Genomic DNA, 26,116 nt, shown 5'->3' on the forward strand with positions numbered 1-26,116 from the left:
GTGCGGGAATGGGCCGATTGGTGCGGATTCATGTGCTGCACACCAATGACGTGCACAGCCATTTCGATCAGATGCCGCGCATCGCCACCGTCCTGCGCCGCATGCGGCGGGAGCTGGAAGCGGCAGGGGACGCGGTGTTTGTGCTGGACGGCGGTGACCATGTTGACCGCATGCATCCGGTGACAGAGGGGACCCGGGGATGGGCCAACGTCGACGTGCTGAACGCGTCGGGCTATGACGTGGTGACCATCGGGAACAACGAAGGCATCACCCTCCCTCATGAGTGGTTGGAACGGTTGTACGCCGGTGCCCGCTTTGACGTGGCCCTGGCCAACCTGCGCGATGCGCGAACCGGAGAGCGCCCGCCGTGGGCCAAACCGGTAGTCGTCCGAGAAGCCGGCGGTGTGCGCGTGGCCTTCATCGGCGTGACGGCGCCGTACCCTACGTATTACAATCTGCTCGGTTGGCACGTCGAAGAACCCGAGGGTGTGCTGGCTGAGCAGGTTCGCGTGTGGCGGGAGCGGGCCGATCTGGTGGTGGTGCTGTCGCATCTGGGATTGGGACAGGACGAGGAACTGGCCCGGTCCCTTTCCGGCGTGGATCTGATCGTCGGCGCCCACACCCATCATGTGCTCGCCCGCGGGCATGCGGTAGGCGATACCCTGATTGTGCAGTGCGGCCGCGGCGGGGGGCTGGTCGGACACGTGAGGCTGGTTTATGACCGGGACGCGCGTCGCGTGGTGGCCCGCGAGGCGCGCTGCCTTCCCGTGGTTGACGAGGTGCCCGATGCGGCGGTGGCAGAAGTGATCGCCCGCCGCGAACGCGAGGCGGACGCGGTGCTCTCCGAACCGGTGGCCGCGCTCGCGCAGCCGCTTCCGGTTTCCTGGGAACGGGAGTCGCCGCTGGCCAACCTGCTGGCCGCCGGACTTCGCCGCTGGGTGCAAGCCGACGTGGCCCTGGTGAACGCCGGTACGCTGTTGGCTCCGCTGGTTGCCGGTCCCGTGACGCGCCGGCAGCTGCTCGCCGCCTGCCCACACCCCATCAACCCGTGCCGGCTTACCTTGACCGGCGAGGCCCTCCGGATCATCCTGGAAGACAGCCTGCGGGACGAGCGGATCCGCGCGCCGATCCGCGGCTTCGGTTTTCGCGGCCGGGTTCATGGTTGGATGTGTGTCGACGGGCTGACGGTGGAATATGACCCGACTGCGCCCGAAGGTTCCCGCATTGTGCGCATCATCGGGGACGAGGGGCCGCTCGACCCGCGTCGCGAATACCGTGTGGCCACGTTGGACATGTTTACCTTTGGACCACACTTCCCGCTCTTTCACTACGGGCGCGACGTACGCTACTGCTTGCCCGAGTTTCTGCGTGATGTGCTGCAGGAAACCCTGCAGTGGCCCGAAGCGGTGGCCGCGAGCCATCGTCGCCGCTGGGTGACGGTGTGCCGGGCAACGTAATGCCCCGGGGCGCAATGCATTCGGATCGGAGGGAGCGCCATGCGCTTTTTGGAGGATCTGTACGCGTTTTATCGCGAGCAGATGGCCGCGAGCGAAGAGGATACGATGATCCTGCTCGTCTCCATCTTGCAGGAGCACAACCGGGAGGACCTGCTGCGCATCATCGGCGAGATGAGCGAAGCGGAGATGCGCGACATGTTGGCGTTGTACCTGTTTGAACGGATCCAGCAGAAGATGGCCCGCGAGGCGGGGCAGGTCGGGCCGGCGCGGCAGGCGACGCGGATGCACTGAGGCGGCACGTTACGCCCGACGGTGGCATAAGGTGGTAGGGAACGGCGTGGCAGACCACTGCCGCAAAGGAGGACGGGATGTGGTTCACCTGTACCCGATACCGATGGCCAATGGCGTGGCCGTGGCCGTAGAGGTGCACCTGCCGAAGACAAAGCTCCTCGCCGTGACGGCCGGCGGCGGCTACATCATGTGTGGTGCACTGGATGTGCGGCTTCTTGACGAGCGGCTGGCCAGCCGTCAGATCGTGGCCGGCCGGGCCGTGGGCGTCCGGACCATCGACGATCTGCTTTCGGCGCCGCTGGAGTCGGTGACGCAGGCTGCGGCTGCGCGCGGGATCACCGCAGGCATGACCGGTCGGGAGGCAATTGAACGCCTGCTGGCGACGGAAACGGCAAGGGGGTAACCTTGCCGTTTTTGTGTTAACCTCGAATTTGATCCTTGGATGTGGGAATTTCTTCACGTGCCAGTTGGTAGAAGTTTGTCTATAATTGACGTGACGTGTTGTGTCGAATGCGGTGGAACGACGAAGGAGGGCCCGCGATGCGGCTGGTCTTCCTGGATGAGGTTCGGCCGGGCGCGGTGTTGGCGCGGCCTGTTTACAATGAGCGCGGGGCGGTGCTGCTTGCGGCCGGCGTGGAACTGACTGAGGCACTGATTTCGCGGCTCAAGGCGCGGGGCATTGGCCGCGTGTACGTGCGCGACCCGCGCACGGCCGACGTCGAGGTCAAGGGGCACCTCCGCGACGAAACGGTGCAGTATGCCCTTGGCGAATTGCGTCGAATCGCCGAGCTCCTCTTGGATGACTGCCAGGGGTTTCACCACGCGCTGCGCGCGGGGAAAATCGCCAAGCGGGTTGCCGATGTGGTGGATACCCTTTTGACGGAAGTGCGCCAGAGCAGCCGGGCTGTCTTTCTGCTGTCGGATCTGTACGCTTACGACACGCCGCTGTTTTTGCACTCGCTGCACGTTGCCGTGTACACCCTGGTGCTGGCGACGGCCCTGGGTTTCCCGGAGCGTGACGTGCGGGAGATCGCCTTGGGCGCGCTGCTCCACGACATCGGCAAGCTGCTCATTCCGCGGCAGATTCTGGACAAACCGGGGCGGCTGACCGACGAGGAGTTTGCCGTGGTCAAGCAGCATGCCGCCCTGGGCTTTGAGCTGTTGCGCAAAGGCGAGGGAATTTCCCTCCCCGTCGCCCACTGCGCCTTTCAGCACCACGAGCGGCTCGACGGATCGGGGTACCCGCGCGGGTTGAAGGAGGAGGAGATCCACCGCTACGCCAAGGTGCTGATGGTGGCCGACGTGTTTGAAGCGCTGACGGCCCACCGGGTGTATCGGCGGGCCATGCTCCCCCACGAGGCGCTGGAGCTGATGGAGCGAGAGGCGGGCACGAAGCTTCCGGCCAGCGTGGTGCGCTGCTTGCGCGACCACATTGTCTTGTACCCGATCGGGGTGACGGTGCGCTTGAACACGGGTGAGGAGGGCGTGGTCGTCGACACCAACACCCGTTCACCCGATCGTCCGGTGGTGCGCGTGCTGCGCGACCCGAGCGGCCGCGACCTGCCGGAGGCGGAGGTGTACGAGTTGGATTTGTCCAAGCATCCCGATCGGTATATCGTTGTGTGCCAGGCGTGGTCAAGATGATCCGGCCCACAAAAAGGAGGGACAGCCGTGGCGGCGTGGGATGAGGCACGTCTCTTGCGTTACGTCTCCAATCTCGACCGCAATGTGTACGTCATCTTCAACCTGCCGGAAGAAGTGATCGCCGTCATTTTTGCCTACGTCAGCCGCAGTCCCCTCTCGTTCCGCGAGAACCTGAAACGGTTGCTCGCCGACGAGGAGCTGGCCCTTGCCTCCGCCACCGAGACCGATGCGCCCATGGCGCGCCACGTGCTGGCCCAGGAGAAGGCCCGCCAATTCCACGAAAAGTGGGTGGTCGGCTACGGCCACAGCAGCGTGGCCGAGCACGCCGTGGCCCATGTCGGCGTGGAGAAGATCAGTCGGCTGGCCTCGGCCGAACTGGAGTTGGCCACCAGTTTCAACAGCTTCACGGAGTACAGCCAGCGCTACCAGCGGCCGAGGCGAGGCGACGTCTATATTCCGCCCGAGCTGGATGCCCACCCGGAGCTGAAGGCGCGGTACCTCGCCGTGCAAGAACAGACCTTTGACGCCTACGAGCGGTTGCTCGAGGGTCTCCTGGCTTATCTGCACGCTACCGAGCCGCGCCGGGAGGGCGAGGGGGACAAGGCCTACCGCACGCGCCTGGAAAAGATGGCCTTTGAGGACGCGCGGTATGTTCTGACCTTGGCCGTGCACACCAACCTCGGGCTTACGGGCAACGGGCGCAGCCTGCGCGACACGATCGTGCGCCTGTTGTCGCTGCCGTATCGCGAGTGCCGGGACCTGGCCCGCGCCCTGGAAGCGGAAGTGTCCCGTGTGCTGCCGACGCTGCTCCGCCACGTGCGCCCCAATGACTACCTCGTGGGCACGCGGGAGGTGCTGGACGCCTACGCGGCGCGCGTGCAGGCGGAACCCTACCGCACCGCAGAGCGGGAGCCCTATGCCCGCTTGCTCTCGGCTCCCGACGAGGAGACGGCCACGCAGCGCCTGGTGGCCCACTTGCTTCTTTCCACCGGCCGGCTGTCGCGCGAGCAGGCGGAAGAAGCCAGCCGGCGCATGTCCCTTGCCGAGCGGAACCGCCTCATCGAGGAGGCCCTCGTGCGGCTGCGGTTTTTCGACAACCCCGTTGATTCCTTTGCCCATGTGTACTACGAGGTGGCCTTCCAGGTGTCGGAGGCCAACTGGCACCAGCTCCTGCGCCACAACCGGAAGACGAACTTTACCTACCAGCCGCCGACGGTGCGCAATGGCTACACCGTGCCGCCGCGGGTGCGCGCTGCCGGCCTCGAGGCGCCGTTCACCGAGGCGATCGCCGCCGCCGAAGCGCTCTTTTTCGAGCTGGAGGCGGTGGAACCCACGCTGGCCCCCTATGCCGTCACCGGGGCCCATCATCGGCAAGTGTACGCCTCGATGAGCCTGTGGGAGCTCTACCACCTCATCAACTTGCGTACGTCGCCGGAGGCGCAGTGGGACATTCGCATGGCGATGGAGTCCCTCTACGAACAGGTGCGCGCCATCCATCCGTCGCTCATCCGGTACGCCAAGCGGCGCGCGTAGTGCCCCGGTGGGGCGGGAGCAGCCCGGCCCATCGGGGCGTCTTTCTTTCTCCGCTGCCGCATACCCATGGAAGCGGAGGGGATGGCGATGGGGGCTCGGTTCGGGCGGCGCCGGCGCTTTTCGATTCGGCTGTCACCGCGCATGAAAGTGTTCGTGCTGCTCGTGGTTCTGGGGCTTGTCTTGTTTCAGACCCTGTATCTGATCGAGCACAACCTGTCGCCAACGTTGCGCACCATTGCCGAGGCGCGGGTGCAGCAGATCGCCACCCAAGCAATCAACGACGCGCTGTCGAAGAAGATTGCCAACAGCACTCATTTCCGCAGGCTGGTGGAGATTGAAAAGGACCGGGACGGCCGGATCCAGGCCGTCCTGTTTAACTACACCGAGTACGTGCGCATCCAGGCGGAAGCGGCGCGCCGCGTGCTCGATTCGCTGCGACGGTTGGAGAAGGAACTGGAAAACGAGGAGCGCGTCGAGGCCATCCCCCTCGGTCGGGCCTTAAACAGCGAGATCCTCACCCACTTCGGCCCGGACATCCGCATCAAGCTGATCCCCATCGGGGCGGCCAAGGCCGACATGGGCGTGGAGATGCAGCAGGCCGGCATCAACATCGTGTTGGTGCGCGTCTACCTGGACGTGCAGGCCACGGTGCGCATTGTCATCCCCTTCGCCACGGCACCGACCACGGTGTCCACCCGGGTGCCGATTACCCAGGCCGTCCTCGTCGGCCAGGTGCCCGACGTGTACTACCAAGGCTTTACGGGAGAACAGGGGAACATGGTGCCGCCGCCCGCCATCATCACGCCGCAGCGGCGGGAGGAGTAGTGGGGGACCTTCGCCGGCATCAGGCGGCCGCACCGTCATTGTTCCGCTTACGGTCAGGTCCTTTCTCCAACAAAAAACGCCCTCGGCATATCGGCGACCGCGGGCGTGGCGTTACCGGTTGGCGCCGCCGGTTTATCGGCGGCCTTTTCCTTTGGCGTGGCTTTCCCGCTCCCAGCGCTTTAGGTAGGGGTACGGGTCAAAGGACCACTCCGTACGTCCGTTGTCCTTGTACAGGCCAAAGTGCAGGTGCGGAGGGAATTTCCCCGAGGTGCCGGGCCTGCCGTAGCCCGAGCTGCCCACGTAGCCGATGCGTTGCCCCGGTTTGACGATGTCGCCGACGCGCAGCCCTTTCTGGAAGGCGCTGAGGTGGGCAAAGTAGTGGTAGGTGTTGTTCAGGTCGCGGATGCCGATGCGCCACCCCCCGTAAGGGTTCCAGCCCATCACCTCGATGATGCCGTAGCACGTACTGACCACCGGGGTACCATAGGCGGCGAAGATGTCCGTTCCCTCGTGGATGCGAACGCCGCCCCATCCGCGGGTGCTGCCCCATGTCGAGGTGTAGGTATAGCGAAAGCCGTGCGGGATGGGAAACGCTTTCTGGTGCAAGTCGAGCGTGCCAAAGGCGCGGATCAGGCGGGCGAACTGCTCGATGCGCCGGACGGTCCGGTCGCTGCCGTAGTGCTCCCACAGCGCGATGCGGATGTCGTCGTCGCTCAAGCCGTAGCTGGCCAGATAGCGGGCAAAGGCGTAAGCCACGTCCTCAGGGTCGTTGGGGTCGGCGCGCCCGTCACCGTTGGCGTCCCGTCCCATGCCGCCAAAGAACGTCACCGTCCGCGGATCCGTGTCGGAGGGATTGGGGTTGAGCGGACCGGCCCACGCGTGCGGCGGGATGTGCAGGGCGACGAGCCCGTCCCGTTTTGGCAGGTCGCGCCGAACCGCCTGGATGCTCCGCTCCCATTGATCGGCGGCGGCGAGGTACTCCCACGGGACTCCCGTCACGGCTTCCATGCGCATAAACAGCGCCTGGCGTTCGCGCAGAACCTCCGCCTCCGCGCGGGCCGCTGCCGCGGGTGCGGCCGCAAAGGAACCGATGAGGACGGTAAGGGTAAGGATGAGCGCAATGACACGCATGGTAAATCCCCCGCATTGGGCGTTTCTCGTTGATAGTTTGCGTCCGGCGGGGGAGCCTATGACCGCAGCTTGCTGGAAAGGGCCGAATCCGCCTGCGGATCATCCGGCTCCACGTGGATGTGGACGTGCACGACCGGATGAACAGCCTGCAGGCGCCGTTCCACCTCCTCGGTGATGCGATGGCTGTCGACGACGTTAAGGTCAGGACGCACGCAGATGGTGAGGTCGACCAGGAGCCGGTTGCTGCCGTGGGTGCGCGCCTTGATCGACTTGACGCGCTCGACGCCGGGCGTTTGGCCCGCTTCGCTGGACAGGCGGTCGAGCAGCGCTGCATCGACACCGTCGGACAGGGCGTGGATCGCGTTGCGGCCGATGTCGGCTGCGATCTTGAGGATCACCGCGCCAATGGCGGCGGCCACGAGGGGGTCGAGCCAGGTCAGCCCCAGTTTTGCGCAGGCCACACCGATAGCCGTCCCGAGACTGACAAGGGCGTCAGATCGGTTGTCCAGCGCCGCGGCGCGCACCGCTTCGTTGGCGGTCTGGACGGCAAGGCGGCGGTTGAGGCGGTAGAGGAGGAAGGCTATGGCGGCCGAGGCCAGCGCTACCCATGCGGCGATCCCGTCGGGTGTGTGCACGCGGCCGGTGAGGAGCAAGGCCGCCGCCTGGGACAACACCTCAAGGCCCACTCCGAACATCAGGAAGGCAACAACCAACGTGGCAATCGTTTCTGCGCGCCAATGGCCGTATGGATGGTCGGCATCAGGGGGCTTGCGGGCGAAGATGACCCCCGCCAACACGGCGCCCAACGCCAGCAGATCGGTCGCGTTGTTCCAGCCGTCCGCCTGCAACGCGCGGGAGTGGGCGGCAAACCCAATCACCAGCTTGCCGATCGCCATCGCCGCGTAGACAGCCAGGCTGCGCCACAAGACGGTTTCGAAGCGGGTCGGGCCCATGCCGCGGCGGCCCATTTCCCCATCCCTCCTCTCGAACGCGGATACCTGTCAAAATCCTAACAAACAAAAATGTTTTAGGTCTAGGGAAACGTTTTTGCAAAGAGAAATCTTTGTTTGCTTAGATAAAAAAATTAAGATGAGGGCAAAGATGTTTCGCGAGGGCAAGCGTTGGGGGAATCCTGCGGGTCGGTGGTGTTTTGGAAGGCAGAAGTTTATAATAGAAAATGAACATTACGCGCACAGATTGGAGTGGAGCCCGTGGCCATGGAACGCAAACCGGAATGGCTCAAAATTAAGCTCATCACCGGGGAGAACTACCACGAGCTGAAGAAAATGATGCGGAGCAAGACGCTCCATACCGTTTGCGAAGAGGCACGGTGTCCCAACATTTATGAATGCTGGTCCCACCGTACGGCGACGTTCATGATCCTAGGTGATATCTGCACCCGAGCGTGCCGGTTCTGTGCCGTGAAAACGGGCATGCCTACGGAGCTCGACCTGGCTGAGCCCGAGCGCGTGGCGGAAGCGGTTGAGCAGATGGGGTTGCGCCATGCCGTCGTCACGTCCGTGGCCCGCGACGACCTCAAGGATGGCGGGGCATCCATCTTTGCCGAAACGATTCGCGCCATCCGCCGTCGCAACCCGTTCACAACCGTGGAGGTGCTCATTCCCGATTTCCAGGGCAACTGGGACGCGTTGAAGGTTGTCATGGACGCGCGTCCCGACATCCTGAACCACAACATCGAGACGGTCCGCCGCCTGACGCCGCGGGTGCGCGCCAAGGCCACCTATGAGCGTTCCCTGGAGCTCCTGTGGCGGGCCAAAGAGCTGCAGCCAGACATTCCCACCAAGTCGGGGATCATGCTCGGCGTCGGCGAGACGTGGGAGGAAATCTTGGAAACGATGGACGACCTGCGCGCGGCCGGCGTCGACATCCTGACCATCGGGCAGTACCTCCAGCCGACCAAGCAGCACCTGAAGATCGAGCGGTATTATCACCCCGACGAGTTTGCCCGGCTCAAAGAGGAAGGCCTCAAGCGCGGGTTTAAGCATGTCGAGTCGGGACCGCTGGTGCGGAGCTCTTATCACGCCCACGAGCAGGTGGAGTCCGCTAAAGCAGCCGAAATGCGCGCGTGAAAAAAGCCATCGCGGGGGCGATGGCTTTCGCTGTCGACGTCCAGTGCGTCGACAGCGTTTTTTTGTGCCGGGTCACTGCGGCAAGACGTCACCGGGTTACGGGCGGTCGACGTTGCGTCCCGGCATCAGATTGGCCGGGGTCCGACCCGCAGAAGTGGACCGGTCGGCATCGCGCTGCACGGCCGCCTCGTCGGTGGTTACCGAAACGCGGTAATAGCGTGGCGTGATGCTCTGCACGCCTTTCTTTACCTGATTGAGCGTTTCGGACGGGCGCGGGGTGTTCAGCGTGACGCCGACCATGACGTGCCGGTCCGTCACCGTCACCGTGGCGTGGCGAACGCCCGGAACCGAGAGGGCTACCTTGGCCGCTGCCTGGGCCAGCACATTGCGGTCCACGTAGACGCGCGTGCCGTCGCCGGTGCCAAAGGGGCGAAGGGCATTGGCCGAAAGCGAGGCGTAGCCGATGCTGGTGTCCGGGCTGGCCGAGGAACGGACAGGGTTTCCGGTTGCGCTGTTTTTGTACAGGGATGCGTAGAGGCCGGTACGATCGCCTTCGGGTCCAATGTTCCGCGTGCCGGTCATGCCTTGCTGCTGGTTGGTGGGGGCGCAGCCCACCGTGAACAGCAAGAGGGCCAGCGCCGAGGTGGCGAGGGATCGGGTGAAGGGCATGGTGTCACCTCCTTATGCTTAGCGTGTCCCGTCCGGTGCCCGAGTGCGGGCGGGAATCCCTTGATCCGATGGGGAAAACCGGCATGATGCCGGCAAGCACCTATGTTACAATGAAATCGCAAACGCCGCTCGGGAAGGAGGAGAAGCGGTGATCGTTGTGAATGGCAACCAGTACGAACTGGTCAAGGAGTTCCGCAACGGGTGGAATCCAGAGGCCTTCCAGAGCCGATACAGCGAGATCCTCGACAAGTATGACTACATCGTCGGCGATTGGGGCTTTGGGCAGCTGCGCTTACGCGGGTTTTACGACGATTCGCGCAAGAAGGTCCCCGCCGACAGCAAAATCAGCACCCTCGAGGAATACTTGCAGGAATACTGCAATTTTGGCTGCGCGTACTTCGTGCTGCGCAAGATGCGCTCGCGCACAAAACCCCCTCGCCCGCATGCCGCGTTGCCTTCGCGCGCAAACGGGGCGAGAGGGAAACACGCGGAACGACCGGGCGCCGGCCGTTAGTCGTCGGCGCTTTCATCGTGAGTGGGATGGGCGCCGGCGTACTGGCGGCCGAGCCCGGCGTGAAACTCGCGCGCCTCGTACGTAAACGCGGAGGTGCGGTGTTGGCCTTCTTCCCACGGCGTGCTTTTGCCCAGGGTCTGGTTTTGCATGGACGAGCCGTAGGGGCCTTCTGGAAATTCCTCGGGCACAAGGTTTTGGAATTGGGAAACGGCGACCTTCACGTCACGGTAGCGTTCGCTGTTGCGTCGCGCCATGGACATTCCTCCTTCCGCTCCTTGCATGGTAGTATGATGGCGTACGGTTCACTGGCATACAGGAATATAATGGAATATAAGGACATATGTGGAGGATACGGCCATGATGTACCTGATGCAAGCCCTTCTGTTGCTGTTGATTTTGGTGGCCACCTTTGGCATCGTGTGGGTGCAGGCCAAGCGGCGCGGACGCCGGGGTTAGGGAGGCGGTTGACGATGTATGAGCTGAACATGGACAAGCTGCAGGCGGTGCTGGAGCGCATGAACGAGGCGCTGGCGGTGCTGGAGCGGCTGCGGGAGCACGAGGAGGCGGACTTGCGCGATGAACCGCTGCTTGCGCTGGCGCTGGAGCGTGGCGTTCACATCTGCCTGGAATGCGTGGCCGATGCCGGCAACGTGCTGATCGACGGTTTCCTCATGCGCGACCCGGGGAGCTACACCGATATCATCGACATCTTAGAAGGCGAGGGTGTGGTTCCGGCGGAGGATGCGGTGGCATACCGTGAACTGGTCGGCTGGCGGAAAGCGCTGGTGACGGATATGGCTGCTCCTTCGCGGCGCGATCGGCTGCACGCCTTTGTTCGGGCCCACTTCGAGGCGTTGAGGCGGTTTCCCGTTCATGTTGCTGCCTATGTCGAGCGCGAACTCGGGATGTTTTAAAACATTTCCGTCGGGAAATTTCCTTTACGGCGAAAATGCGATACAATAAGAGCGAAAGTGGGTGAGACTATGCTCGGGCCCAAGCCGGGTTCCACGCGGGAGGAAATCTTATACCTGCTCAAGACGCACGGGCCGCTGTCGGCGGGGGACATCGCCGAAAAGCTGAGCATTTCCGAAATGGCCGTTCGCCGGCATTTGAGCACGCTCGAGCGTGATCGGCTGGTTCGCGCTATGCTGGTCCGCCAAACAATGGGGCGGCCGGCCAATTTGTTCCTGCTGACGGAAAAGGCTGAAGCCCTCTTCCCGAAGCATTACGCCGACTTTGCCCTCGACCTGCTGCAAGATCTCGTGGCCGAAGAAGGAACGGAGAAGATGGAAGCGTTGCTGGCGCGCCGCGAAGCGCGGCTGCGGGAGCACTACCAGCCGCAGATGGAGGGCAAGCCCTTGCGGGAGCGGGTGGCCACCCTGGCCGCGTTGCAGAACGAAAAGGGGTATATGGCCGACTGGAACGACGAGGGAGAGCGGTTCGTCCTCACCGAGCGCAATTGCCCCGTCGTGCGGGTCGCTCAGGAGTTTTTGCAGGTGTGCCAGAGCGAATTGCGGCTGTTTCGCTCGCTCTTGGCCGCCGACGTGAATCGGGTTCAGTGCATCGCCCAGGGCGGACAGCACTGCGTCTACGTTATCCAGGAACGCGCATGACCAGCGCCTCGCCTGCCGCAGGTGAGGCTTTTTCGTTTTTGTCGGCCATTCGTGTTTTGTGGCCGTTTGTGCTATCTTGGGAACAAGGGGGATGGCGAATGAAGACGTATCGTGCCTACTTGTTCGATCTGGACGGCACCGTGTACCGGGGAGATGTGCCGATCCCCGAGTCGGTGGTGGCGCTGCGCGAGCTGACGGAGAGCGGCGCGAACATTGTCTACCTCACGAACAACGCGTCGAGGACGCCGGAACAAATCGCCGCCAAGCTGTGCGCCATGGACGTGCTGGCGTCGCCTGAGCAGGTGGTGACGTCGAGCCTCGTCACCGCGGAGGCCATTCGTTCGGAGATGCCCGGTGCGTCAGTGTACGTCATCGGCGAGGAAGGGCTCATGGCGGCGCTGCGCGCGGCGGGGTGCCGGTTTGACGACGAGCGTCCCGACGTGGTGGTGGTGGGCATCGATCGCCAGCTGACTTATGACAAACTGACCAAAGCGGCCCTGGCGATCCAGCGAGGTGCGCGGTTTTATGCGACGAATCCGGACCGCGCGCTGCCCAGCGATCAAGGCCTCTTGCCCGGAAACGGGGCGATTCTCGCTGCCCTTGAGGCGACGACCGGTGTCCAGCCGCGCGTATTCGGCAAGCCGGAACCGGCCTTTGTCCACTACGCGCTGAAACGGCTGGGCGTGTCGCCGCAGGAGGCGCTGATGGTGGGCGATAACGGCCAGACGGACATTCTGGCCGGCGCGCGCGCCGGGACGGACACCCTGCTTGTGCTGACCGGGGTGACCCGCCCCGAGGAGGTGGCAACGCTTCCCGTGGCGCCCACCTACGTGGCCGCAAATCTAAAGGAGTGGATGGAACGTGTCGAGAAAACCGGAAGTGCAGGATCAACCGGTGGTGCAAAAACTGGGTGAGGGGCTGTGGTGCGTTCGCCTGCCCCTGCCCTTCCCGCTGCGCTGGGTTAACAGCTATGTGTGGGAAGGGCGGGACGGCCTGACGATTGTCGACCCGGGCCTGCATGACGAGCCGACAAAGGCGGCATGGCGCGAGGCGTTTCAGGTGCTGGGGCGGGACGTGGGCGATGTCCGGCGGATTGTGCTCACCCACTACCACCCCGACCACTACGGGATGGCCGGATGGTTGCAGCAGGCGTCGGGCGCGCCCGTTTACCTCACGGATGAGGGGCGCGACGCGGCCCGGCGGTTCTGGGACCCCTCCGGCAAGCAAGGGGCGGAGCTGGCCGACTTTTTTCGCGCCCACGGGATGACGGAGGCGTGGGCCGCGCAGATGGCGCCGCATCTCGAACAGCTGCGGGGATGGGTAGAGCCACATCCGGAGGTGACGCCGATGGCCGATGGGGACGAGATCCCGCTCGGCGACCGGCCCTTCCGCGTGCTCGTCACCCCGGGACATGCCGATGGGCACGTTTGCTTGTATGACCCACAGGAGGGCCGGCTCGTGGTGGGCGACCTGGTGCTCCCCCACATTACGCCGAACGTCAGCGTGTGGCCGGGTTGCGATCCGAACCCGCTGCAGTCGTTCCTTTCCTCACTGGAGCGTGTGGCCGCTCTCCAGGTGCGGGAGGCGTTGCCGGGGCACGGCGGGCCCTTCGCGAATCTGAAGGAGCGGGTGGCGGCCCTTCGCGCGCATCACGACAAGCGGCTCGAGGCGATGGAGGGCCTTATTGGACCGGACGGGGCGACGGCCTTCGACATATGTGTGCAGGTGTTCGGGGAAGCGCTCAGCGTGCACAACATGCGCTTTGCCATGGCCGAAACGCTGGCCCACCTGGTCTACCTCGAGGAACAGGGACGGCTCCGCCGCCGGCGTTGCGGCAGTACGTGGATCTTCGTGCGCTCCTGAACGGTGTTTACCGTGGCGCCTTTGGCGGCATCGTGTGGAGGGGATCCAGCAGGCGGTGGGCAAGACGGCTGGAGGCGGCAGCGGCTACGGCGGCCACCAGGTCGTCGAGGAAGGTGTGCACGCGGCCACCCTTGTGCCGATTGAGGACGCCGATGATGCCCGGTTTGGTCTTGTCCAGGTAGCCGAAGCTGGTCAGGCCGATGCTCCCGTACAGGTTCAGAATGGCCAGGGCCAGCGCCTCGTCAATGCCGTAGAAGCCGGCATCCTTGGCGATGAGGGTTTGCAGGGGTTCTTCGAGGGCACCTTGTTCGGCCAAGAGGTCCAGTTGGATGCCGGTCAAGATGGCGTTCTGCGCCTCCCGCTTTTCCAGGACGCGCTCGACGCTTTGTGCGCACGCTTCCCGCTTGAGGTCGGGAAAGTATGGATGCTGCAGGTGAACCACCAGGTCGACGATGTCATCGATCCGCACGCCTCGCTCGGCCAACCAGGCGCGCGTTTTGGCGTTGAGTTCGTGTTCCATTCCCACGGTCACTCCTTGCCTTACAGGTATTCCTTAATCTGTCCGGGCAGGAGAAGCCCTACTCAACGGGCGAAGAGGGGGAAAACCCGTGCACGTTTTTCCCGATGTCCATGGCCGTACGGTTCGCCTGACCTTCGATCCGTCCTGCTTTGACCCCGCGCCGGGCCACGTGCTCGTGGTGCCGTTTTACCGGGGACAGCTGGTCATGACCCGCCACCGGCGGCGCGGCTTGGAGCTTCCCGGCGGGAAGGTGGAACCGGGCGAGACGCCGCTGGAAGCGGCGGTGCGCGAGGTGCGCGAGGAGACGGGCGGCGTGGTGGAGGCGATTGCTCGGATTGCCCAATACCGCGTGGCGCCGACGGAGACGGAGCCGGAAATCGTCAAGACGGTCTACTGCGCTGAAATCGCGCGTTTTGAGCCGCTGTCGCCCGACTCGGAGACCGCCGGCTATGTGCTGTTTGCTGAACCGCCCGATCCGCACCAGGGCGGCTTTAGTGACCTGGTGCGCGACCAGGTGTTTCCGCTCGTGCTCGATTTTCTCCGCTGTCACACGGTCGGATGGGGCTTCGGTTGCCCCCGCCCACATATACATGCTGAAGCGGAAGATGGTGAAGCGGGGGGATGACGGTGAATGAGCGGGGAGCGTCCCGGTGGTCGGCCGCGTGGAGCAGGGAAGGCGGGCAGGTCGCGCGGTGGGCCGATCACGTGCGGCTTGTGGCGGGCGACGAGGTGTGGGCTGCATGGCCGGTCGCGGAGCGGTGGACGGTGCGGGTGCCGCTCTTCCGACGCGTGTGCAACCGGCTCACGGTACCCGAGGCGGTGCGTCTGCCGGTGGTGCGTCGAGCTGAGGGCGGGCGGTCGGTCATGCGCGTCGATGGGGTGTATGTCGTGACGGAATGGGACGCGGCGGCCGTTCCGGCCTACCCTGCCCAGGTGGGGTATACGCTCGGCGCACTCCACGCGGCGTCGTCGGCTCTGGGCGAACGCGTGGGGCCCGCCCTCCATGCGGTCGGATCCTGGCCGCGGCGTTGGATGCGACGTTTGGCGCTGGCCGAGCGCAGGCGGGATCTCTTGGCCGAGACCGGCATGGGGAGCGCCGCCGACGCGTGGTTTTTGGAAACCTACACCTATTTCACACAGCGGGCGCAGACGGCGGTGCGGTACTGGGAGGCGGGGGTGTTCGACTCCGTCCCGCCGTGTTTGACCGCCTACCCGCTCTGGCCGGTGTATGAAGGGACAGGCGGAACGTGCTGGATCGGTTTTCCCCGGAAGTGGTACTGGGACCTGCCGGCCCGGGACGTTGGGCGGTGGTGCCGCACGTGGGTGATGGGCGAAGCGGATCTCGACGCGTGGGCCGACGGGTACGACGCGCAGATGGCCTATGCCGACCCGGAGGTCCGCCGGTCGTTCTGGGAGGCGGTGTATGCCTGGTTGCTGTTTCCGGAGCGCTGGATGTCGGAATGGATGGAACATTCGGGGAAATCCGCAGATCCTGAGGTGGTCTGGGCGGCCATCGCTGAGGAGGAGCAGCGCGTTGAGGCGCTGCTGGACTGGCTGCCGGACTGGGTGGGCCGCCGGTACGGCGTTCGCATCCGGCGGGTCGGTTGGTTGGGATGAGGAAGGAAAGGGTTGACGTTGCGACAAAATGCCCGAAATCCGCTGCCATCACAGGGGGGATGGCGATGGCAAAACCGTACGTGTACCTGACGCGGAAGGTTGACGAGGACATCGTGCAACGCCTGGCCGAGGAGTGCGAAGTGGGCGTGTGGGAAGGCGACGAACCCGTCCCGCGTGACGTACTGGAGGCTGAATCCGCGCGGGCCGACGGGCTGTACGTGATGGTGACCGACCGCATCGACGCGGCGCTGATGGATCGCGCCCCGCGCCTCAAGGTGGTGAGCACCATGTCGGTGGGCACCGACCACATCGACGTGGCCGCGGCGACGGAGCGGGGCATTCTCGTCACGAACACGCCCGGCGTGCTGACGGAGACGACGGCCGATTTGGCATTTGCCCTCCTGCTGGCCACGGCGCGGCGCCTGACGGAGGCGGAACGCTTTCTGCGGGAGGGGAAGTGGCGCAGCTGGTCGCCCAACCTCCTGGTGGGGCGCGACGTCTACGGGGCGACGCTGGGCATCATCGGCATGGGGCGTATTGGCGAGGCGGTGGCGCGGCGGGCCAAGGGATTTGCCATGCGTATTCTGTACCACAACCGCCGGCGCCGCCCGGAGGCGGAAGCGGCCCTCGGCGCACAGTACGTGAACCTGGACACCCTGCTCCGGGAGTCGGACTTTGTCGTCCTGCTCACGCCGCTGACGCCGGAGACGGAGAACCTGATCGGATGGCGGGAGTTTTCCTTGATGAAGGAAACGGCCTGCTTCATCAACGTCTCCCGCGGGCAGACCGTGGACGAGGAGGCCCTGGTGCGTGCCCTTCGGGAGCGAAAGATCTGGGCCGCCGGGCTGGACGTGTACCGGGAGGAACCGCTGCGGCCCGATCATCCCCTGCTGGAGCTGGACAACGTCGTGCTCTTGCCCCACATCGGCAGCGCAAGCGTGGAGACGCGCCGCAACATGGCGCGGCTGGCCGCCGACGGCTGCGTGGCCGCCCTGCGCGGTGAGCGTCCCGCGCACCTGGTCAACCCGGAGGCGTGGGCGCGTCGCCGGCGGTGAGGAGAAGCCTCCGTCGCGCGGGAAGCAGGGAGTGGCGGACCCGCTTGGGGCAGTGCAAATCCGGAAAGGAGGCCGCACCATGAACGGCGAACCGGGACGGACGCGTACGCCGTGGCGACGGCGGCTTCTGTGGGGGGGCGCTGGTCGCCGTGCTGGCCGTGGCGGGCAGCGCGGTGGGCGTGTCCCTGTACGTGGGGTGGCAGCTGACCCATCCGGTGCGCAAGGCGCTCACGGGTGCACTGGCCGACGCGGGGCTGGCCTATGAAGCGATCACCTTTCCCAGTGTGGGCGACGAGGAACCCCTCACCCTGCGCGGCTGGTACCTGGCCGCCCGGGCCAACGGGGCGAAGCCCAAGCCGGGCGTCATCGTGTTTGCCCACGGGTACCGCCAGAACCGCCTGCAGGAAGACGTTCCGGCGCTGGCGTTGGCCCGGGATCTCGTGCGCGCGGGGTACGACGTGCTCCTGTTCGACTTCCGCAACAGCGGCCAGTCGCCGGGGCGGTTGACCACGGTGGGCATTTTGGAGCAGCGGGATTTGCTCGGGGCTGTGCGGTACGCGCGCGAGCGCCGGCCCGACGCCCGTGTCGGCCTCCTCGGCTTTTCCATGGGCGCGGCTACGGCCATCCAGGTCGCGGCGGCGTCGGCCGATGTGGCGGCGGTGGTCGCCGACAGCCCCTTTGCCGACCTGAAGGCGTACCTGAGGGAGAACCTGTCCGTGTGGTCGGGGCTGCCCCATTCCCCGTTCACGCCGCTGATCCTGAGCCTGATTCCGCCGCTGATCGGAGCCGATCCGGAAGCGATGAGCCCGGTGCGCGCCGTCGCGGCCTTTGACGGGCGGCCGCTGCTCCTCATTCACGGCACGGCCGACACGAAGATTCCGCTTGCCGACAGCCGAGCGATTGCCCGACAGGCCCAGGGGCATGCTGAGGTCGAGCTGTGGACGGTGGAGGGGGCCGACCATGTGAAGGCCTATGCGCGCGATCCGGCGGTGTACACAAAAAAGGTGCTGGCCTTTTTCGACCAGCACCTGGGATCGTCACGCTCGTATTGATGCCGTGCGTGGTACTCGGCGTGTTAGAACACCTGCTCCACGCCTTTGACGCCCGGCACCTCTTCCAGCAGGGCGCGCTCAATGCCCGCTTTCAGCGTGATCGTGGACGCCGGGCAACCGCCGCACGCCCCCATGAGGCGCAGCTTGACGATGCCGTCTTCGTCGACGTCGACCAGCTCCACGTCCCCGCCGTCGCGCTGCAGGAACGGGCGCAGCTTGTCGAGCACTTCTTGCACTTGCTCTTTCAGCGACATACCGGCTCAAGCCTCCTTTCGCTTCCGGTAACCTCGCCACCTGCTCCTTTATTTTACCACACGTTTGGTTTGCCGCAAATGGCCGTGGTATGATGGACATGCGGGCCGTGGCCGCACGGGCCGTCCGTTGCGGCGAGACAATCCAGATTCAGGGGACGGAGGAAGCAGCGGTGAACCGTGTGTACCCGAACGTTAAAGCCCTGATCGGCAATACGCCGATCGTGGAAATCACGCGATTTGATCTGCCCGAAGGCGTTCGCCTGTTCGCCAAGCTGGAATTTTTCAACCCAGGCGGCAGCGTGAAGGACCGCCTGGGGGTGGCCCTTATCGAAGACGCCGAGCGCCGCGGGCTCCTCAAGCCCGGTGGAACGATCATCGAGCCGACGGCGGGGAACACCGGGATCGGCCTGGCCCTCGCCGCCATCGGCACCGGCTATCGGGTCATCTTTGTCGTGCCGGAGAAATTTTCCGTGGAAAAGCAGGAACTGATGCGCGCCCTCGGGGCCGAGATCGTACACACGCCCACCGAGCTGGGCATGAAGGGGGCCATCGAGAAGGCCAAGGAGCTGGCGGCAACCATTCCCAATGCCTATGTGCCGCAGCAGTTTGAAAACCCGGCCAACCCCGAGGCCCACTACCGCACCACGGGTCCGGAGATCTGGGAGCAGATGGAGGGCCAGGTGCACATTTTTGTCGCGGGCGCCGGCAGCGGCGGCACGTTTATGGGCTGCGCCCGCTACCTGAAGGAGCAAAACCCGGCCATCAAGACGGTGGTGGTCGAACCGGAAGGCTCCATCCTGAACGGCGGCGAGCCGGGTCCGCACAAGACGGAGGGCATCGGCATGGAGTTTCTCCCACCCTTCGTCGATCCGGCGTATTTTGACGCCATCTATACGGTTGCCGACGAGGACGCGTTTCACATGGTGAAGGAACTGGCGCGCCGGGAAGGCCTGCTGGTGGGGAGCTCGTCCGGTGCGGCTTTCTATGCGGCCCTTCAGGAGGCGCAAAAGGCGCCGCCGGGGACGAACGTGGTGACGATCTTCCCCGACTCCAGTGAGCGGTACCTGAGCAAGAAGATCTACCAGGGGGGAATCTGACGATGCGGATGAAGACGCGGCTCATTCACGGCGGCATTACCGGTGACCCCCACACCGGTGCCGTCACCGTGCCGGTGTACCTCACCAGCACGTACAAACAGGAAGGTGTCGGGCACCATAAGGGTTACGAGTACTCCCGCACCGGCAACCCGACGCGGGCGGCCCTGGAAGCGCTCATCGCCGACCTGGAAGGGGGCGTGCGGGGGCTGGCCTTCGCCTCGGGCATGGCCGCCTTTTCCACGGTGATGATGCTCTTCAACCAGGGCGACCATGTCGTCGTCGGCGACGATGTCTACGGGGGGACGTACCGTGTGCTGACGAAGGTGTTCGCCCGCCTGGGCCTGGAGGCCACCTTTGTCGATACGCGCGACCTCGATGCCGTCCGCGCGGCCATCCGCCCCTCGACGAAGGCGGTCGTCATCGAGACGCCGTCCAATCCGCTGCTCAAGGTGACGGACATCGCCGCCGTGGCCCGGCTGTGCCGCGAGCATGGCCTCCTCACCATCGTCGACAACACCTTCATGACCCCCTACTGGCAAAACCCGCTGGCCCTCGGTGCCGACATCGTCGTGCACAGTGCGACGAAGTACCTTGGCGGCCACAGCGACGTTGTGGCCGGTCTGGTTGTGGTGAAGGATCCCGCGCTGGGCGAGCGCCTGCACTTCCTCCAGAATTCCGTCGGCGGCGTCCTGGGTCCCCACGACGCCTACCTGCTCATCCGCGGTATCCGCACGCTGGGCTTGCGCATGGAGGCCCATGAAGCCAACGCCGCCGCCGTGGCCCGGTTTTTGGCCGCGCGCAACGACATCCGCGCCGTGTACTACCCGGGACTCCCCAGTCATCCGGGGCACGACGTGGCCAAACGGCAGGCCCGCGGCTTCGGCGGCATGATTTCCTTCGACGTGGGCAGCGGCGAGCGGGCCGAGCGCGTGGTGCGCCGGGTGCGCTTCTTCACGCTGGCCGAAAGCCTCGGCGCCGTGGAGAGCCTCATCTCCATTCCCGCCCGCATGACCCACGCCTCCATCCCGCCGGAACGGCGCGCCGAACTGGGCATTACCGATGGGCTGATTCGCATCTCCGTCGGTGTGGAAGACGCCGCCGACCTGATCGAGGACCTGGAACAGGCGCTGGCCGGCGCGTAAGGGGAAGGACGACAGCGGGACGCCCGTGTGCCGGACGGTTGTGCCGGCGAAGAGAAGGCCAGTTACGGGGTGTCGAGGGAAAGGAGGAGGGGCGATGTCCGTCGAAGTGACCGTGTACGGTGCCGACGTGCGCTGCCCCAGCTGCGTCAACGCGCCGTCGTCAAAGGAGACGGTTGAATGGCTGCAGGCGGTGCTGGGGCGGAAATTTGGCGTGGAGCGCGTTGCCGTGCGCTACGTGGACATCTACGCGCCCCAAACGCCTGCGGATGCCGAGTGGGCGCGGCGTGTTCTGGACGACGAGTTTTTCTACCCCTTGGTGGTGATCGGCGGGGAAGCGGTTGCCGAGGGAGTTGTGGAGCTGAAGCCGGTGCTGGACAAACTGGCTGCCCTCGGCCTGTCCGAAAGCGATCCGTCCGGCGGCTAGTCGTCGGTGCCCGGTGACCGTGGCGGTGGAAGAGGAGGGATGGACATGGACGTCGTGATCGAGTTTTGCAGCACGAACTTGGCTCACGGTTCGCAGAAGGCGCTGGATGCCCTCATGGAAGATCCCGAGCTGGAAGCGGAGATTGTGGAATACGGCTGCCTTGGCAATTGTAGCCTGTGCGCCACGACGCTCTACGCCATGGTCAACGGGGAGATCGTCACCGGGGACAACCCCGAGGAGTTGGTCGCCAACATCAAGGCGTATTTGAAGAAGGAACGGGAAAAGCGGGTCGAGCTCGACAAGCTGATCAAGCAGCTCGATGACTGAAGGGTACAAAATACCGCGCCGCCCAAAAGGCAGGTGCGGTGTTTCGAACGGGGAGCCCCGCCCTAACTGCCGGGGTTGTCCTCTTTTTAGTCAAAAAGAGAAAGGGGCGGTATTCCGTCCCTTTCTGCGTTCTGATTGCCCTGATCATTTTCAACGGGTCAGATGTTGCCTGTGGCTCCGATCTGCCCCTCTTTGCGTTAATTTTTGGTAAGGAGTGATCAACGTTGTTAATTGATTTTGATTTGTCAACAGCATTATTAGGGATCGTACTTATTAGGGGTTTTGAAATACACCATTTTTCCAATACCAATCGGATCAGGAATGGCTGAGATCATGCAAAGAGAGTTAAAATTTTCATCGGGTATTAATTTGATTCCTTTCGATATCAATATTGTTAATGAGCAAGTTTTGTATAACATTCTTTTGACCGTACCGTTTGGTTTTGGTCTTCCTTTTCTTTTGAATGTAACGAAAAAATGTTAATGATTTACGGAGTTAGTTTTTGTGTGGTAATCGAATCCCTTCAATTAATGATTTCTTTGTTCTTAGGCTTTCCTTATCGAACAATTGATATAAACGATGTGATTCTTAACGTTTTTGGTGTCATTCTTGGGTTTATGGTTTTTAAAGTCTTTGGTTTTCTTTTTAAGAAGATGGTAAATAATTTAGATATAAAAAAATCGCCGTTCCTAAAATATATTGAAATAACGATAAACAAGCACTAAACATAGTCAGAATGTGAGAAATCCCAAAAAAGGCCCATGTCCTCGCCTCTTGCGAGAACAGGGCCTTTTTTCCGCACGCCTTTTTGCACGGCATGCGTGTCGCTTACGCGTACACGCGCACGACGTTGTAGAACGTGTCGCGCTCCACCGGGGTCTTGTGGGCCCCCTTGATCAGCCAGATCAGCTCGTCGCGCGTCAGCGCTGTCTGCGTGAGCGCCCCGGCGGCATGGCTGATCCGTTCCTCGACGAGGGTGCCGTGCACGTCGTCGGCGCCAAAGGTAAGGGCCAGCTGGGTCAGCTGCGTGCCGATGTTGATGAAATAGGCCTTGATGTGGTCCACGTTGTCCAGCATCAGGCGGCTGATGGCGATCGTCTTGATGTCGTCAAAGGCCGACGTGCGCCGCTTGATGGAGGCGGTGGGCTTCATCGGCTGGCAGGCCAGCGGAATGAAGACGAGGAAGCCTCCTGTCTCGTCCTGCAGCTCGCGGATGCGCAGCATGTGCTCGATCCGCTCTTCCAGCGTTTCGATCGACCCGTACAGCATCGTGGCGTGGGTCTTCATCCCCATCTGGTGGGCGATGCGGTGGACGTTCAGCCATTCTTCCACGCTGGCCTTCTCCGGGGCCATCTTTTGCCGGTAACGCTCGGTCAGGATCTCGGCCCCGCCGCCGGGGAGCGTCTCGACGCCGGCCTTGTGCAGCTCGGTGAGCACCTCTTCGATTGTCAAGCCGGCCAGCTTGGCGAAGAAGACCACTTCCGCCGCCGTGTAGGCCTTGATCGTCACCTGCGGATAGTGGCGTTTCAGCGCCTGAATCACGTCCAGGTAGTAGTCAAAGGGCACCGTGTGGTTGTGGCCGCCGACGATGTGAAACTCGCGGATGTTGGGATTGAAGCGCTGGGCGACGTACTCCAGCACCTCGTCGGGCGACATCGTGTAGGCCCCGTCTTCTCCCGGATCACGGCGAAACGCGCAGAACCGGCAATGGGCCTCGCACACGTTGGTGGGGTTGATGTACATGTTCTCGATGAAGTAGACGCGGTCACCGTTCTTGCGGCGGTTTACCATGTCGGCAAGCCGCCCGATGGTGAGCAAGTCCGGCGATTCGTAAAGGGCAAGGCCGTCTTCTTTGGTCAGCCGTTCGCCGCGCTCCACCTTTTCGGCGATGGGAACCAAGCGCGGATCGGTAATGGTGGCTGTGGTCGTGGTTGGCATGTGTCCCGTTCCCCCCTCTCCGACTCCCTTTACCATCATATCACACGGAAAGGGGAGAGAGGGGAAGGCCTCCGGTGGTCAGGACGTGGCCTCCGCCAGCCGCCCCTTTACCGTTTCCAGGTCCTCGTCGCTCAGGTCCACCTTGATCACGAATTGCCGCTCATTGAGCGCCACCTTGCGGCATTCCACACCCTCGAAGAGGGGAAGGGATTCCACCTGCTCAAACAGTTGCTGCATCTCGTGGGCGGTCATGAGGGTCAGGTGAAGGTACAGGTTGTAGCCGTCCGGATCGCGTTCCGGAAGCGGCACGACGCGAATGCGCGTGTCCATTTCTTCCTCCCTCCCGCGTTGTGGTGGCTGGCGCGTGCGTCCTCCATGTTACTCCTTTTCGTTTCGCCACGCAAGAGCGCGGCCACGGACGTCCGGACGCGTTCCCGCGGGGCGCAAACAAAATGCCCGCCCACAGCGGGCGGGAAGGGCTAGTACACGCGCAGCTCATTGTACAGCGTGTCCCGTTCGACGGGGATGCGGCCAGCTTCCTTGATCATGCGGATGAAGCTCTCCTTCGGCGTCATCTGTGCCGTTGTTGCCCCCGCGGCGTGCACAATTTGCTCTTCCATCACCGTGCCGTCGAGGTCATCGACGCCGAAGCTCAGGGAGACCTGAGCCATCTTGAGGCCGATCATCATCCAGAAGGCGCGGATGTGCGGGATGTTGTCGAGCATCAGCCGCGCCACGGCGAGGATTTTCAAGTCGTAATAACCGGTCGTCTCGCCGGTGAGGTCGAACTCTTGGGCCAGCTTGGTATTTTGCGGGTGAAAGGCAAAGGGGAAGAAGGCCTGGAAACCGCCCGTTTTGTCTTGCAGCTCTCGCAGGCGGATCAGGTGGTCGATCACATGTTCCGGCTTCTCGATGTGCCCGTACAGGATGGAAGCGTTTGATTTCATCCCCAAACGGTGGCAGATTTCGTGGATTTCAAACCACCGTTCGGCGTCGGTTTTGTGCCCGGCGATGATCTCGCGGATTTCCGGATGAAAGATTTCCGCCCCGCCGCCCAGGATCGAGCCCAGCCCCGCTTCCCGCAGGCGAAGGATGACCGTTTCGACGGACATTTTCGACACGCGGGCCAGGTAGTCGAGCTCGACGGCGGTGAAGGCCTGGATGTGCGCCTCCGGGAGGTACCGCTTGGCCAGGCGAATCATGTCCTCATAATAGGAGAAGGGGAGTTTGGGGTTGACCCCGCCGACGATATGCAGCTCGGTAAAGCCTTTTCCCGCCAGGCTTTTAAGCTTTTGCTCGATCTGCTCCAACGAAAGGGTATACGCCCGCGGATGGCCGGGCTTGACACCGAAGGCGCACAGCTTGCAGTCGAGGTAGCAGACATTGGTGTAGTTGAGGTGGGCGTTGACGATAAAGTAGACTTTGTCACCGTGCAGGCGCCTGCGCACCTGGTCGGCCAGTTGCCCGATGGTCAGCAGGTCGGGCGACCGAAGCAGGCGGACCCCGTCGTCAAAGGACAGGCGCTCGCCGCGCTCCACTTTGGCGCGGATGTCTTCGAGCGAATCGGTGGTGATCGCCGCGTGCATGGCGCTCCCCCTTTCGGGTATGGTGGACGGCCGTCGGGGTTGCCGATCGTCGCCTCATTCGCCCCCATTATACCATTTTTGCCGGATCCCGCGGGGGAACGGTTCGGAACCCACGTGTCAACTCACATAAAAACCTAACCGAAGTGAAACCGATCCCTCACGTAAAAACCTAACCGAATACTCTTGGCAAGAGGCTCCCTCAGGTAGGAAAATGGAGTTGAGGTCTACCCGACCTCAAGAGGTTCTTGGTTAGGTGGCTCGGGGGAGGGAGCCCAAGGACCCCGAGCCACGATTTTTTCGAGCTCATCATGAAGATCGAGCGGGTTGAGCGTTTCAAACTGAGCCTTGAGCACGTGTTCCATCTCCGGTTTTAAGGCGCCGCTTTCGATCAGGCGTTGGAAAGGCGTGCGGGCTTGGTCGAAGCGTTTGCGAATGCGCTTGCCTTCGTAGGATTTTTCGACGACCTTGCGGGTGGGCAAAAAGAGATTGGCGTAGGGGTCGAGGAGGGCATAGACGGCGTTGAGCCACTCCACAGCCTCTGGGGTGTCGTAGCGGGCATAGCCCACGATCTCGCGAACGAACTGGCGGTTTTTCTGTTCGACATGGGGGTTGTCGTTTTTGCGGTAGGGACGGCTGCGCATAAACGCAATTCCTTTTTGCCTGCAGAAACGGAGGAGATGATGGTTCAAGAACTCGGAACCGTTATCGCTGTGGAGGGTATGGACAGCTGTAGGCCACTGAGAGAGGATGGATTCCAAGGCAGCGAAGACGGCTTTTTGGCTTTTGCCGAGGATGGCCTGGCGGCGGCTGTAGCCGGTGACCATGTCGGTAACCGACAAGGTGCAGGCGAACTGGCCGGACGAGTCGCCGCCATTGTGTTCGACGAGATCGATTTCCAGGGCGCCGGGGCGGGATTCGTTCCAAGGGAGCCGGCCTGCAGGGATGTCCCTTTTCAAGCGATTGGTGGGTTTGGGGCGCATAAAGCGTCTGGGTTTGGGCGAATCGAATTCCTTCAGGCGCCGAGCGAGCGTAGATCGGCTGATTTGGGCGAGTTGCTGGCGGATGAGCGAGGTTAAGCGAAGTTTTCCATGGCGTTCTAAATGCTCGGCAGTCGGCAGGAGGACCGGATGGAGGCGTTCGGCACAAGGGTAGTCAAGGGCTTCCCAAACGGTTCGGATGACAGGGAGCGCTTCTTGATACCGCTTGGGCCGTTTGCGCCGGATCTGTTTGGGTTTCCACTCCGGGCCGTTGAGAACCTGGATAGCGTACTTGCGGTGATACCCCAGCACGCGCGTGACTTCATCGAGAATGCGCGACTTTTCTTTTCGGGACGAGGCTTTGGCATACCATTTCCGGATTTGTGTAAGGTATTCGCGACGGCTTTGAAGAGACATGGTCACGTCACATCCCCCTCGGTAAGATTTCGATGTGAGTGATCCAGTCTCCCTTCGGTTAGATTTTAGCTGAGCGATTG

Annotated in this window: 30 protein-coding genes and 1 pseudogene; 21 read left to right on the forward strand and 10 right to left on the reverse strand. The window is 63.4% G+C overall.

Annotated elements, in window-relative coordinates; all coding sequences use genetic code 11:
- Positions 1-8 precede the first annotated feature (8 nt).
- The 6 genes from ACYQ0Z_RS06175 to yunB all read left to right on the forward strand — a co-directional run bounded on the left by ACYQ0Z_RS06175 (position 9) and on the right by yunB (position 5,750).
- Complete coding sequence (locus ACYQ0Z_RS06175; protein WP_459865552.1) at positions 9-1,457, forward strand: bifunctional metallophosphatase/5'-nucleotidase; 1,449 nt, start codon at positions 9-11, stop codon at positions 1,455-1,457.
- Positions 1,458-1,496: 39 nt separating this feature from the next.
- Positions 1,497-1,748, forward strand: a complete 252-nt coding sequence (locus ACYQ0Z_RS06180) for a DUF6154 family protein (protein WP_459865554.1) — start codon at positions 1,497-1,499, stop codon at positions 1,746-1,748.
- 103 nt (positions 1,749-1,851) lie between these two features.
- The gene (locus ACYQ0Z_RS06185; protein WP_459865620.1) at positions 1,852-2,151 is read left to right on the forward strand and encodes a YunC family protein; all 300 of its coding nucleotides are present in this window, start codon (positions 1,852-1,854) and stop codon (positions 2,149-2,151) included.
- 137 nt (positions 2,152-2,288) lie between these two features.
- Entirely contained in the window at positions 2,289-3,392 is a 1,104-nt protein-coding gene (locus ACYQ0Z_RS06190; protein ID WP_459865556.1) for an HD-GYP domain-containing protein, read from the forward strand.
- 27 nt (positions 3,393-3,419) lie between these two features.
- Positions 3,420-4,925 carry an FAD-dependent thymidylate synthase gene (locus tag ACYQ0Z_RS06195; protein WP_459865558.1) on the forward strand — a complete coding sequence of 502 codons (1,506 nt, stop codon included), beginning with the start codon at positions 3,420-3,422 and terminating at the stop codon, positions 4,923-4,925.
- An 87-nt stretch (positions 4,926-5,012) separates the two neighbouring features.
- Positions 5,013-5,750, forward strand: coding sequence for a sporulation protein YunB (yunB, locus tag ACYQ0Z_RS06200; RefSeq protein WP_459865560.1), 738 nt, complete (start codon positions 5,013-5,015; stop codon positions 5,748-5,750).
- Between the two features lie 132 nt (positions 5,751-5,882).
- On the opposite strand, the gene ACYQ0Z_RS06205 is transcribed toward yunB, so the two are convergent.
- A complete protein-coding gene (locus ACYQ0Z_RS06205) occupies positions 5,883-6,881 on the reverse strand; it encodes a M23 family metallopeptidase (protein WP_459865562.1) in 999 nt (332 codons plus the stop codon).
- Between the two features lie 56 nt (positions 6,882-6,937).
- Positions 6,938-7,849: a cation diffusion facilitator family transporter gene (locus ACYQ0Z_RS06210; RefSeq protein WP_459865564.1), complete on the reverse strand. Its 912-nt coding sequence runs from the start codon at positions 7,847-7,849 to the stop codon at positions 6,938-6,940.
- 249 nt (positions 7,850-8,098) lie between these two features.
- Between ACYQ0Z_RS06210 and lipA the strand changes: the two genes are divergently transcribed.
- A complete protein-coding gene (gene lipA / locus ACYQ0Z_RS06215; protein ID WP_459865566.1) occupies positions 8,099-8,971 on the forward strand; it encodes a lipoyl synthase in 873 nt (290 codons plus the stop codon).
- 96 nt (positions 8,972-9,067) lie between these two features.
- On the opposite strand, the gene ACYQ0Z_RS06220 is transcribed toward lipA, so the two are convergent.
- Positions 9,068-9,640, reverse strand: coding sequence for a YhcN/YlaJ family sporulation lipoprotein (locus ACYQ0Z_RS06220; protein ID WP_459865568.1), 573 nt, complete (start codon positions 9,638-9,640; stop codon positions 9,068-9,070).
- Positions 9,641-9,788: 148 nt separating this feature from the next.
- Between ACYQ0Z_RS06220 and ACYQ0Z_RS06225 the strand changes: the two are divergent.
- Positions 9,789-10,058 (forward strand): annotated as a pseudogene (locus ACYQ0Z_RS06225) (YutD family protein); the annotation flags it as partial.
- 92 nt (positions 10,059-10,150) lie between these two features.
- Here ACYQ0Z_RS06225 and ACYQ0Z_RS06230 read toward each other — a convergent pair.
- A complete protein-coding gene (locus tag ACYQ0Z_RS06230; protein WP_459865570.1) occupies positions 10,151-10,408 on the reverse strand; it encodes a hypothetical protein in 258 nt (85 codons plus the stop codon).
- 216 nt (positions 10,409-10,624) lie between these two features.
- Here ACYQ0Z_RS06230 and ACYQ0Z_RS06235 point away from each other — a divergent pair, with 216 nt between their 5' ends.
- The 4 genes from ACYQ0Z_RS06235 to ACYQ0Z_RS06250 all read left to right on the forward strand — a co-directional run bounded on the left by ACYQ0Z_RS06235 (position 10,625) and on the right by ACYQ0Z_RS06250 (position 13,630).
- Entirely contained in the window at positions 10,625-11,068 is a 444-nt protein-coding gene (locus ACYQ0Z_RS06235) for a DUF86 domain-containing protein (protein ID WP_459865572.1), read from the forward strand.
- A gap of 69 nt (positions 11,069-11,137) precedes the next feature.
- Complete coding sequence (locus ACYQ0Z_RS06240; RefSeq protein WP_459865574.1) at positions 11,138-11,767, forward strand: helix-turn-helix transcriptional regulator; 630 nt, start codon at positions 11,138-11,140, stop codon at positions 11,765-11,767.
- Between the two features lie 98 nt (positions 11,768-11,865).
- Positions 11,866-12,681: a TIGR01457 family HAD-type hydrolase gene (locus ACYQ0Z_RS06245; RefSeq protein WP_459865576.1), complete on the forward strand. Its 816-nt coding sequence runs from the start codon at positions 11,866-11,868 to the stop codon at positions 12,679-12,681.
- Positions 12,629-13,630, forward strand: coding sequence for an MBL fold metallo-hydrolase (locus tag ACYQ0Z_RS06250; RefSeq protein ID WP_459865578.1), 1,002 nt, complete (start codon positions 12,629-12,631; stop codon positions 13,628-13,630). Before ACYQ0Z_RS06245 ends, ACYQ0Z_RS06250 begins: the two co-directional genes overlap by 53 nt.
- A gap of 7 nt (positions 13,631-13,637) precedes the next feature.
- On the opposite strand, the gene ACYQ0Z_RS06255 is transcribed toward ACYQ0Z_RS06250, so the two are convergent.
- Positions 13,638-14,150: a phosphatidylglycerophosphatase A family protein gene (locus ACYQ0Z_RS06255; protein WP_459865580.1), complete on the reverse strand. Its 513-nt coding sequence runs from the start codon at positions 14,148-14,150 to the stop codon at positions 13,638-13,640.
- Positions 14,151-14,238: 88 nt separating this feature from the next.
- Between ACYQ0Z_RS06255 and ACYQ0Z_RS06260 the strand changes: the two genes are divergently transcribed.
- The 4 genes from ACYQ0Z_RS06260 to ACYQ0Z_RS06275 all read left to right on the forward strand — a co-directional run bounded on the left by ACYQ0Z_RS06260 (position 14,239) and on the right by ACYQ0Z_RS06275 (position 17,874).
- Positions 14,239-14,775 (forward strand): NUDIX domain-containing protein, encoded by a 537-nt coding sequence (locus ACYQ0Z_RS06260; RefSeq protein WP_459865582.1) that lies wholly within the window; start codon positions 14,239-14,241, stop codon positions 14,773-14,775.
- Positions 14,776-14,777: 2 nt separating this feature from the next.
- A complete protein-coding gene (locus ACYQ0Z_RS06265) occupies positions 14,778-15,767 on the forward strand; it encodes a hypothetical protein (RefSeq protein WP_459865584.1) in 990 nt (329 codons plus the stop codon).
- A gap of 65 nt (positions 15,768-15,832) precedes the next feature.
- Positions 15,833-16,822, forward strand: a complete 990-nt coding sequence (locus ACYQ0Z_RS06270) for a 2-hydroxyacid dehydrogenase (RefSeq protein WP_459865586.1) — start codon at positions 15,833-15,835, stop codon at positions 16,820-16,822.
- Between the two features lie 149 nt (positions 16,823-16,971).
- Complete coding sequence (locus ACYQ0Z_RS06275; protein ID WP_459865588.1) at positions 16,972-17,874, forward strand: alpha/beta hydrolase; 903 nt, start codon at positions 16,972-16,974, stop codon at positions 17,872-17,874.
- 23 nt (positions 17,875-17,897) lie between these two features.
- On the opposite strand, the gene ACYQ0Z_RS06280 is transcribed toward ACYQ0Z_RS06275, so the two are convergent.
- Positions 17,898-18,128, reverse strand: coding sequence for a NifU family protein (locus ACYQ0Z_RS06280; protein ID WP_459865590.1), 231 nt, complete (start codon positions 18,126-18,128; stop codon positions 17,898-17,900).
- A gap of 170 nt (positions 18,129-18,298) precedes the next feature.
- On the opposite strand from ACYQ0Z_RS06280, the gene cysK reads away from it, so the two are divergent.
- From cysK to ACYQ0Z_RS06305, 5 genes are all read left to right on the forward strand, one after another.
- A complete protein-coding gene (gene cysK, locus ACYQ0Z_RS06285) occupies positions 18,299-19,225 on the forward strand; it encodes a cysteine synthase A (protein WP_459865592.1) in 927 nt (308 codons plus the stop codon).
- Between the two features lie 2 nt (positions 19,226-19,227).
- Entirely contained in the window at positions 19,228-20,367 is a 1,140-nt protein-coding gene (locus ACYQ0Z_RS06290; protein WP_459865594.1) for a bifunctional cystathionine gamma-lyase/homocysteine desulfhydrase, read from the forward strand.
- A 94-nt stretch (positions 20,368-20,461) separates the two neighbouring features.
- Positions 20,462-20,791 (forward strand): YuzD family protein, encoded by a 330-nt coding sequence (locus tag ACYQ0Z_RS06295; protein WP_459865596.1) that lies wholly within the window; start codon positions 20,462-20,464, stop codon positions 20,789-20,791.
- Positions 20,792-20,836: 45 nt separating this feature from the next.
- Entirely contained in the window at positions 20,837-21,118 is a 282-nt protein-coding gene (locus ACYQ0Z_RS06300) for a DUF1450 domain-containing protein (RefSeq protein ID WP_459865598.1), read from the forward strand.
- A 476-nt stretch (positions 21,119-21,594) separates the two neighbouring features.
- The gene (locus tag ACYQ0Z_RS06305) at positions 21,595-21,843 is read left to right on the forward strand and encodes a VanZ family protein (RefSeq protein ID WP_488193079.1); all 249 of its coding nucleotides are present in this window, start codon (positions 21,595-21,597) and stop codon (positions 21,841-21,843) included.
- 103 nt (positions 21,844-21,946) lie between these two features.
- Here the strand turns inward: ACYQ0Z_RS06305 and mqnE (ACYQ0Z_RS06310) are convergent, their stop codons facing one another.
- The 4 genes from mqnE (ACYQ0Z_RS06310) to ACYQ0Z_RS06325 all read right to left on the reverse strand — a co-directional run bounded on the left by mqnE (ACYQ0Z_RS06310) (position 21,947) and on the right by ACYQ0Z_RS06325 (position 26,036).
- On the reverse strand, positions 21,947-23,056 hold the full coding sequence (gene mqnE / locus ACYQ0Z_RS06310; protein WP_459865600.1) for an aminofutalosine synthase MqnE: 1,110 nt from the start codon (positions 23,054-23,056) through the stop codon (positions 21,947-21,949).
- Positions 23,057-23,134: 78 nt separating this feature from the next.
- Positions 23,135-23,386, reverse strand: a complete 252-nt coding sequence (locus tag ACYQ0Z_RS06315) for a hypothetical protein (RefSeq protein ID WP_459865601.1) — start codon at positions 23,384-23,386, stop codon at positions 23,135-23,137.
- A 149-nt stretch (positions 23,387-23,535) separates the two neighbouring features.
- Positions 23,536-24,642: an aminofutalosine synthase MqnE gene (gene mqnE, locus ACYQ0Z_RS06320; protein WP_459865602.1), complete on the reverse strand. Its 1,107-nt coding sequence runs from the start codon at positions 24,640-24,642 to the stop codon at positions 23,536-23,538.
- A 224-nt stretch (positions 24,643-24,866) separates the two neighbouring features.
- A complete protein-coding gene (locus tag ACYQ0Z_RS06325; protein ID WP_459863705.1) occupies positions 24,867-26,036 on the reverse strand; it encodes a DDE-type integrase/transposase/recombinase in 1,170 nt (389 codons plus the stop codon).
- Between the last annotated feature and the right edge of the window lie 80 nt (positions 26,037-26,116).

It is taken from the genome of Calditerricola yamamurae, from assembly GCF_054654135.1.

Excerpts from the sequence above, each read along its gene's own strand:
- ACYQ0Z_RS06175 (WP_459865552.1), top strand. The coding sequence starts at position 9 with ATGGGCCGATTGGTGCGGATTCATGTGCTGCACACCAATGACGTGCAC.
- ACYQ0Z_RS06180 (WP_459865554.1), top strand. The coding sequence starts at position 1,497 with ATGCGCTTTTTGGAGGATCTGTACGCGTTTTATCGCGAGCAGATGGCC.
- ACYQ0Z_RS06185 (WP_459865620.1), top strand. The coding sequence starts at position 1,852 with ATGGCCAATGGCGTGGCCGTGGCCGTAGAGGTGCACCTGCCGAAGACA.
- ACYQ0Z_RS06190 (WP_459865556.1), top strand. The coding sequence starts at position 2,289 with ATGCGGCTGGTCTTCCTGGATGAGGTTCGGCCGGGCGCGGTGTTGGCG.
- yunB (WP_459865560.1), top strand. The coding sequence starts at position 5,013 with ATGGGGGCTCGGTTCGGGCGGCGCCGGCGCTTTTCGATTCGGCTGTCA.
- ACYQ0Z_RS06205 (WP_459865562.1), bottom strand. The coding sequence starts at position 6,881 with ATGCGTGTCATTGCGCTCATCCTTACCCTTACCGTCCTCATCGGTTCC.
- ACYQ0Z_RS06210 (WP_459865564.1), bottom strand. The coding sequence starts at position 7,849 with ATGGGCCGCCGCGGCATGGGCCCGACCCGCTTCGAAACCGTCTTGTGG.
- lipA (WP_459865566.1), top strand. The coding sequence starts at position 8,099 with ATGGAACGCAAACCGGAATGGCTCAAAATTAAGCTCATCACCGGGGAG.
- ACYQ0Z_RS06220 (WP_459865568.1), bottom strand. The coding sequence starts at position 9,640 with ATGCCCTTCACCCGATCCCTCGCCACCTCGGCGCTGGCCCTCTTGCTG.
- ACYQ0Z_RS06230 (WP_459865570.1), bottom strand. The coding sequence starts at position 10,408 with ATGGCGCGACGCAACAGCGAACGCTACCGTGACGTGAAGGTCGCCGTT.
- ACYQ0Z_RS06235 (WP_459865572.1), top strand. The coding sequence starts at position 10,625 with ATGTATGAGCTGAACATGGACAAGCTGCAGGCGGTGCTGGAGCGCATG.
- ACYQ0Z_RS06240 (WP_459865574.1), top strand. The coding sequence starts at position 11,138 with ATGCTCGGGCCCAAGCCGGGTTCCACGCGGGAGGAAATCTTATACCTG.
- ACYQ0Z_RS06245 (WP_459865576.1), top strand. The coding sequence starts at position 11,866 with ATGAAGACGTATCGTGCCTACTTGTTCGATCTGGACGGCACCGTGTAC.
- ACYQ0Z_RS06255 (WP_459865580.1), bottom strand. The coding sequence starts at position 14,150 with ATGGAACACGAACTCAACGCCAAAACGCGCGCCTGGTTGGCCGAGCGA.
- ACYQ0Z_RS06270 (WP_459865586.1), top strand. The coding sequence starts at position 15,833 with ATGGCAAAACCGTACGTGTACCTGACGCGGAAGGTTGACGAGGACATC.
- ACYQ0Z_RS06280 (WP_459865590.1), bottom strand. The coding sequence starts at position 18,128 with ATGTCGCTGAAAGAGCAAGTGCAAGAAGTGCTCGACAAGCTGCGCCCG.
- ACYQ0Z_RS06290 (WP_459865594.1), top strand. The coding sequence starts at position 19,228 with ATGCGGATGAAGACGCGGCTCATTCACGGCGGCATTACCGGTGACCCC.
- ACYQ0Z_RS06295 (WP_459865596.1), top strand. The coding sequence starts at position 20,462 with ATGTCCGTCGAAGTGACCGTGTACGGTGCCGACGTGCGCTGCCCCAGC.
- ACYQ0Z_RS06300 (WP_459865598.1), top strand. The coding sequence starts at position 20,837 with ATGGACGTCGTGATCGAGTTTTGCAGCACGAACTTGGCTCACGGTTCG.
- ACYQ0Z_RS06305 (WP_488193079.1), top strand. The coding sequence starts at position 21,595 with ATGTTAATGATTTACGGAGTTAGTTTTTGTGTGGTAATCGAATCCCTT.
- mqnE (WP_459865600.1), bottom strand. The coding sequence starts at position 23,056 with ATGCCAACCACGACCACAGCCACCATTACCGATCCGCGCTTGGTTCCC.
- ACYQ0Z_RS06315 (WP_459865601.1), bottom strand. The coding sequence starts at position 23,386 with ATGGACACGCGCATTCGCGTCGTGCCGCTTCCGGAACGCGATCCGGAC.
- mqnE (WP_459865602.1), bottom strand. The coding sequence starts at position 24,642 with ATGCACGCGGCGATCACCACCGATTCGCTCGAAGACATCCGCGCCAAA.
- ACYQ0Z_RS06325 (WP_459863705.1), bottom strand. The coding sequence starts at position 26,036 with ATGTCTCTTCAAAGCCGTCGCGAATACCTTACACAAATCCGGAAATGG.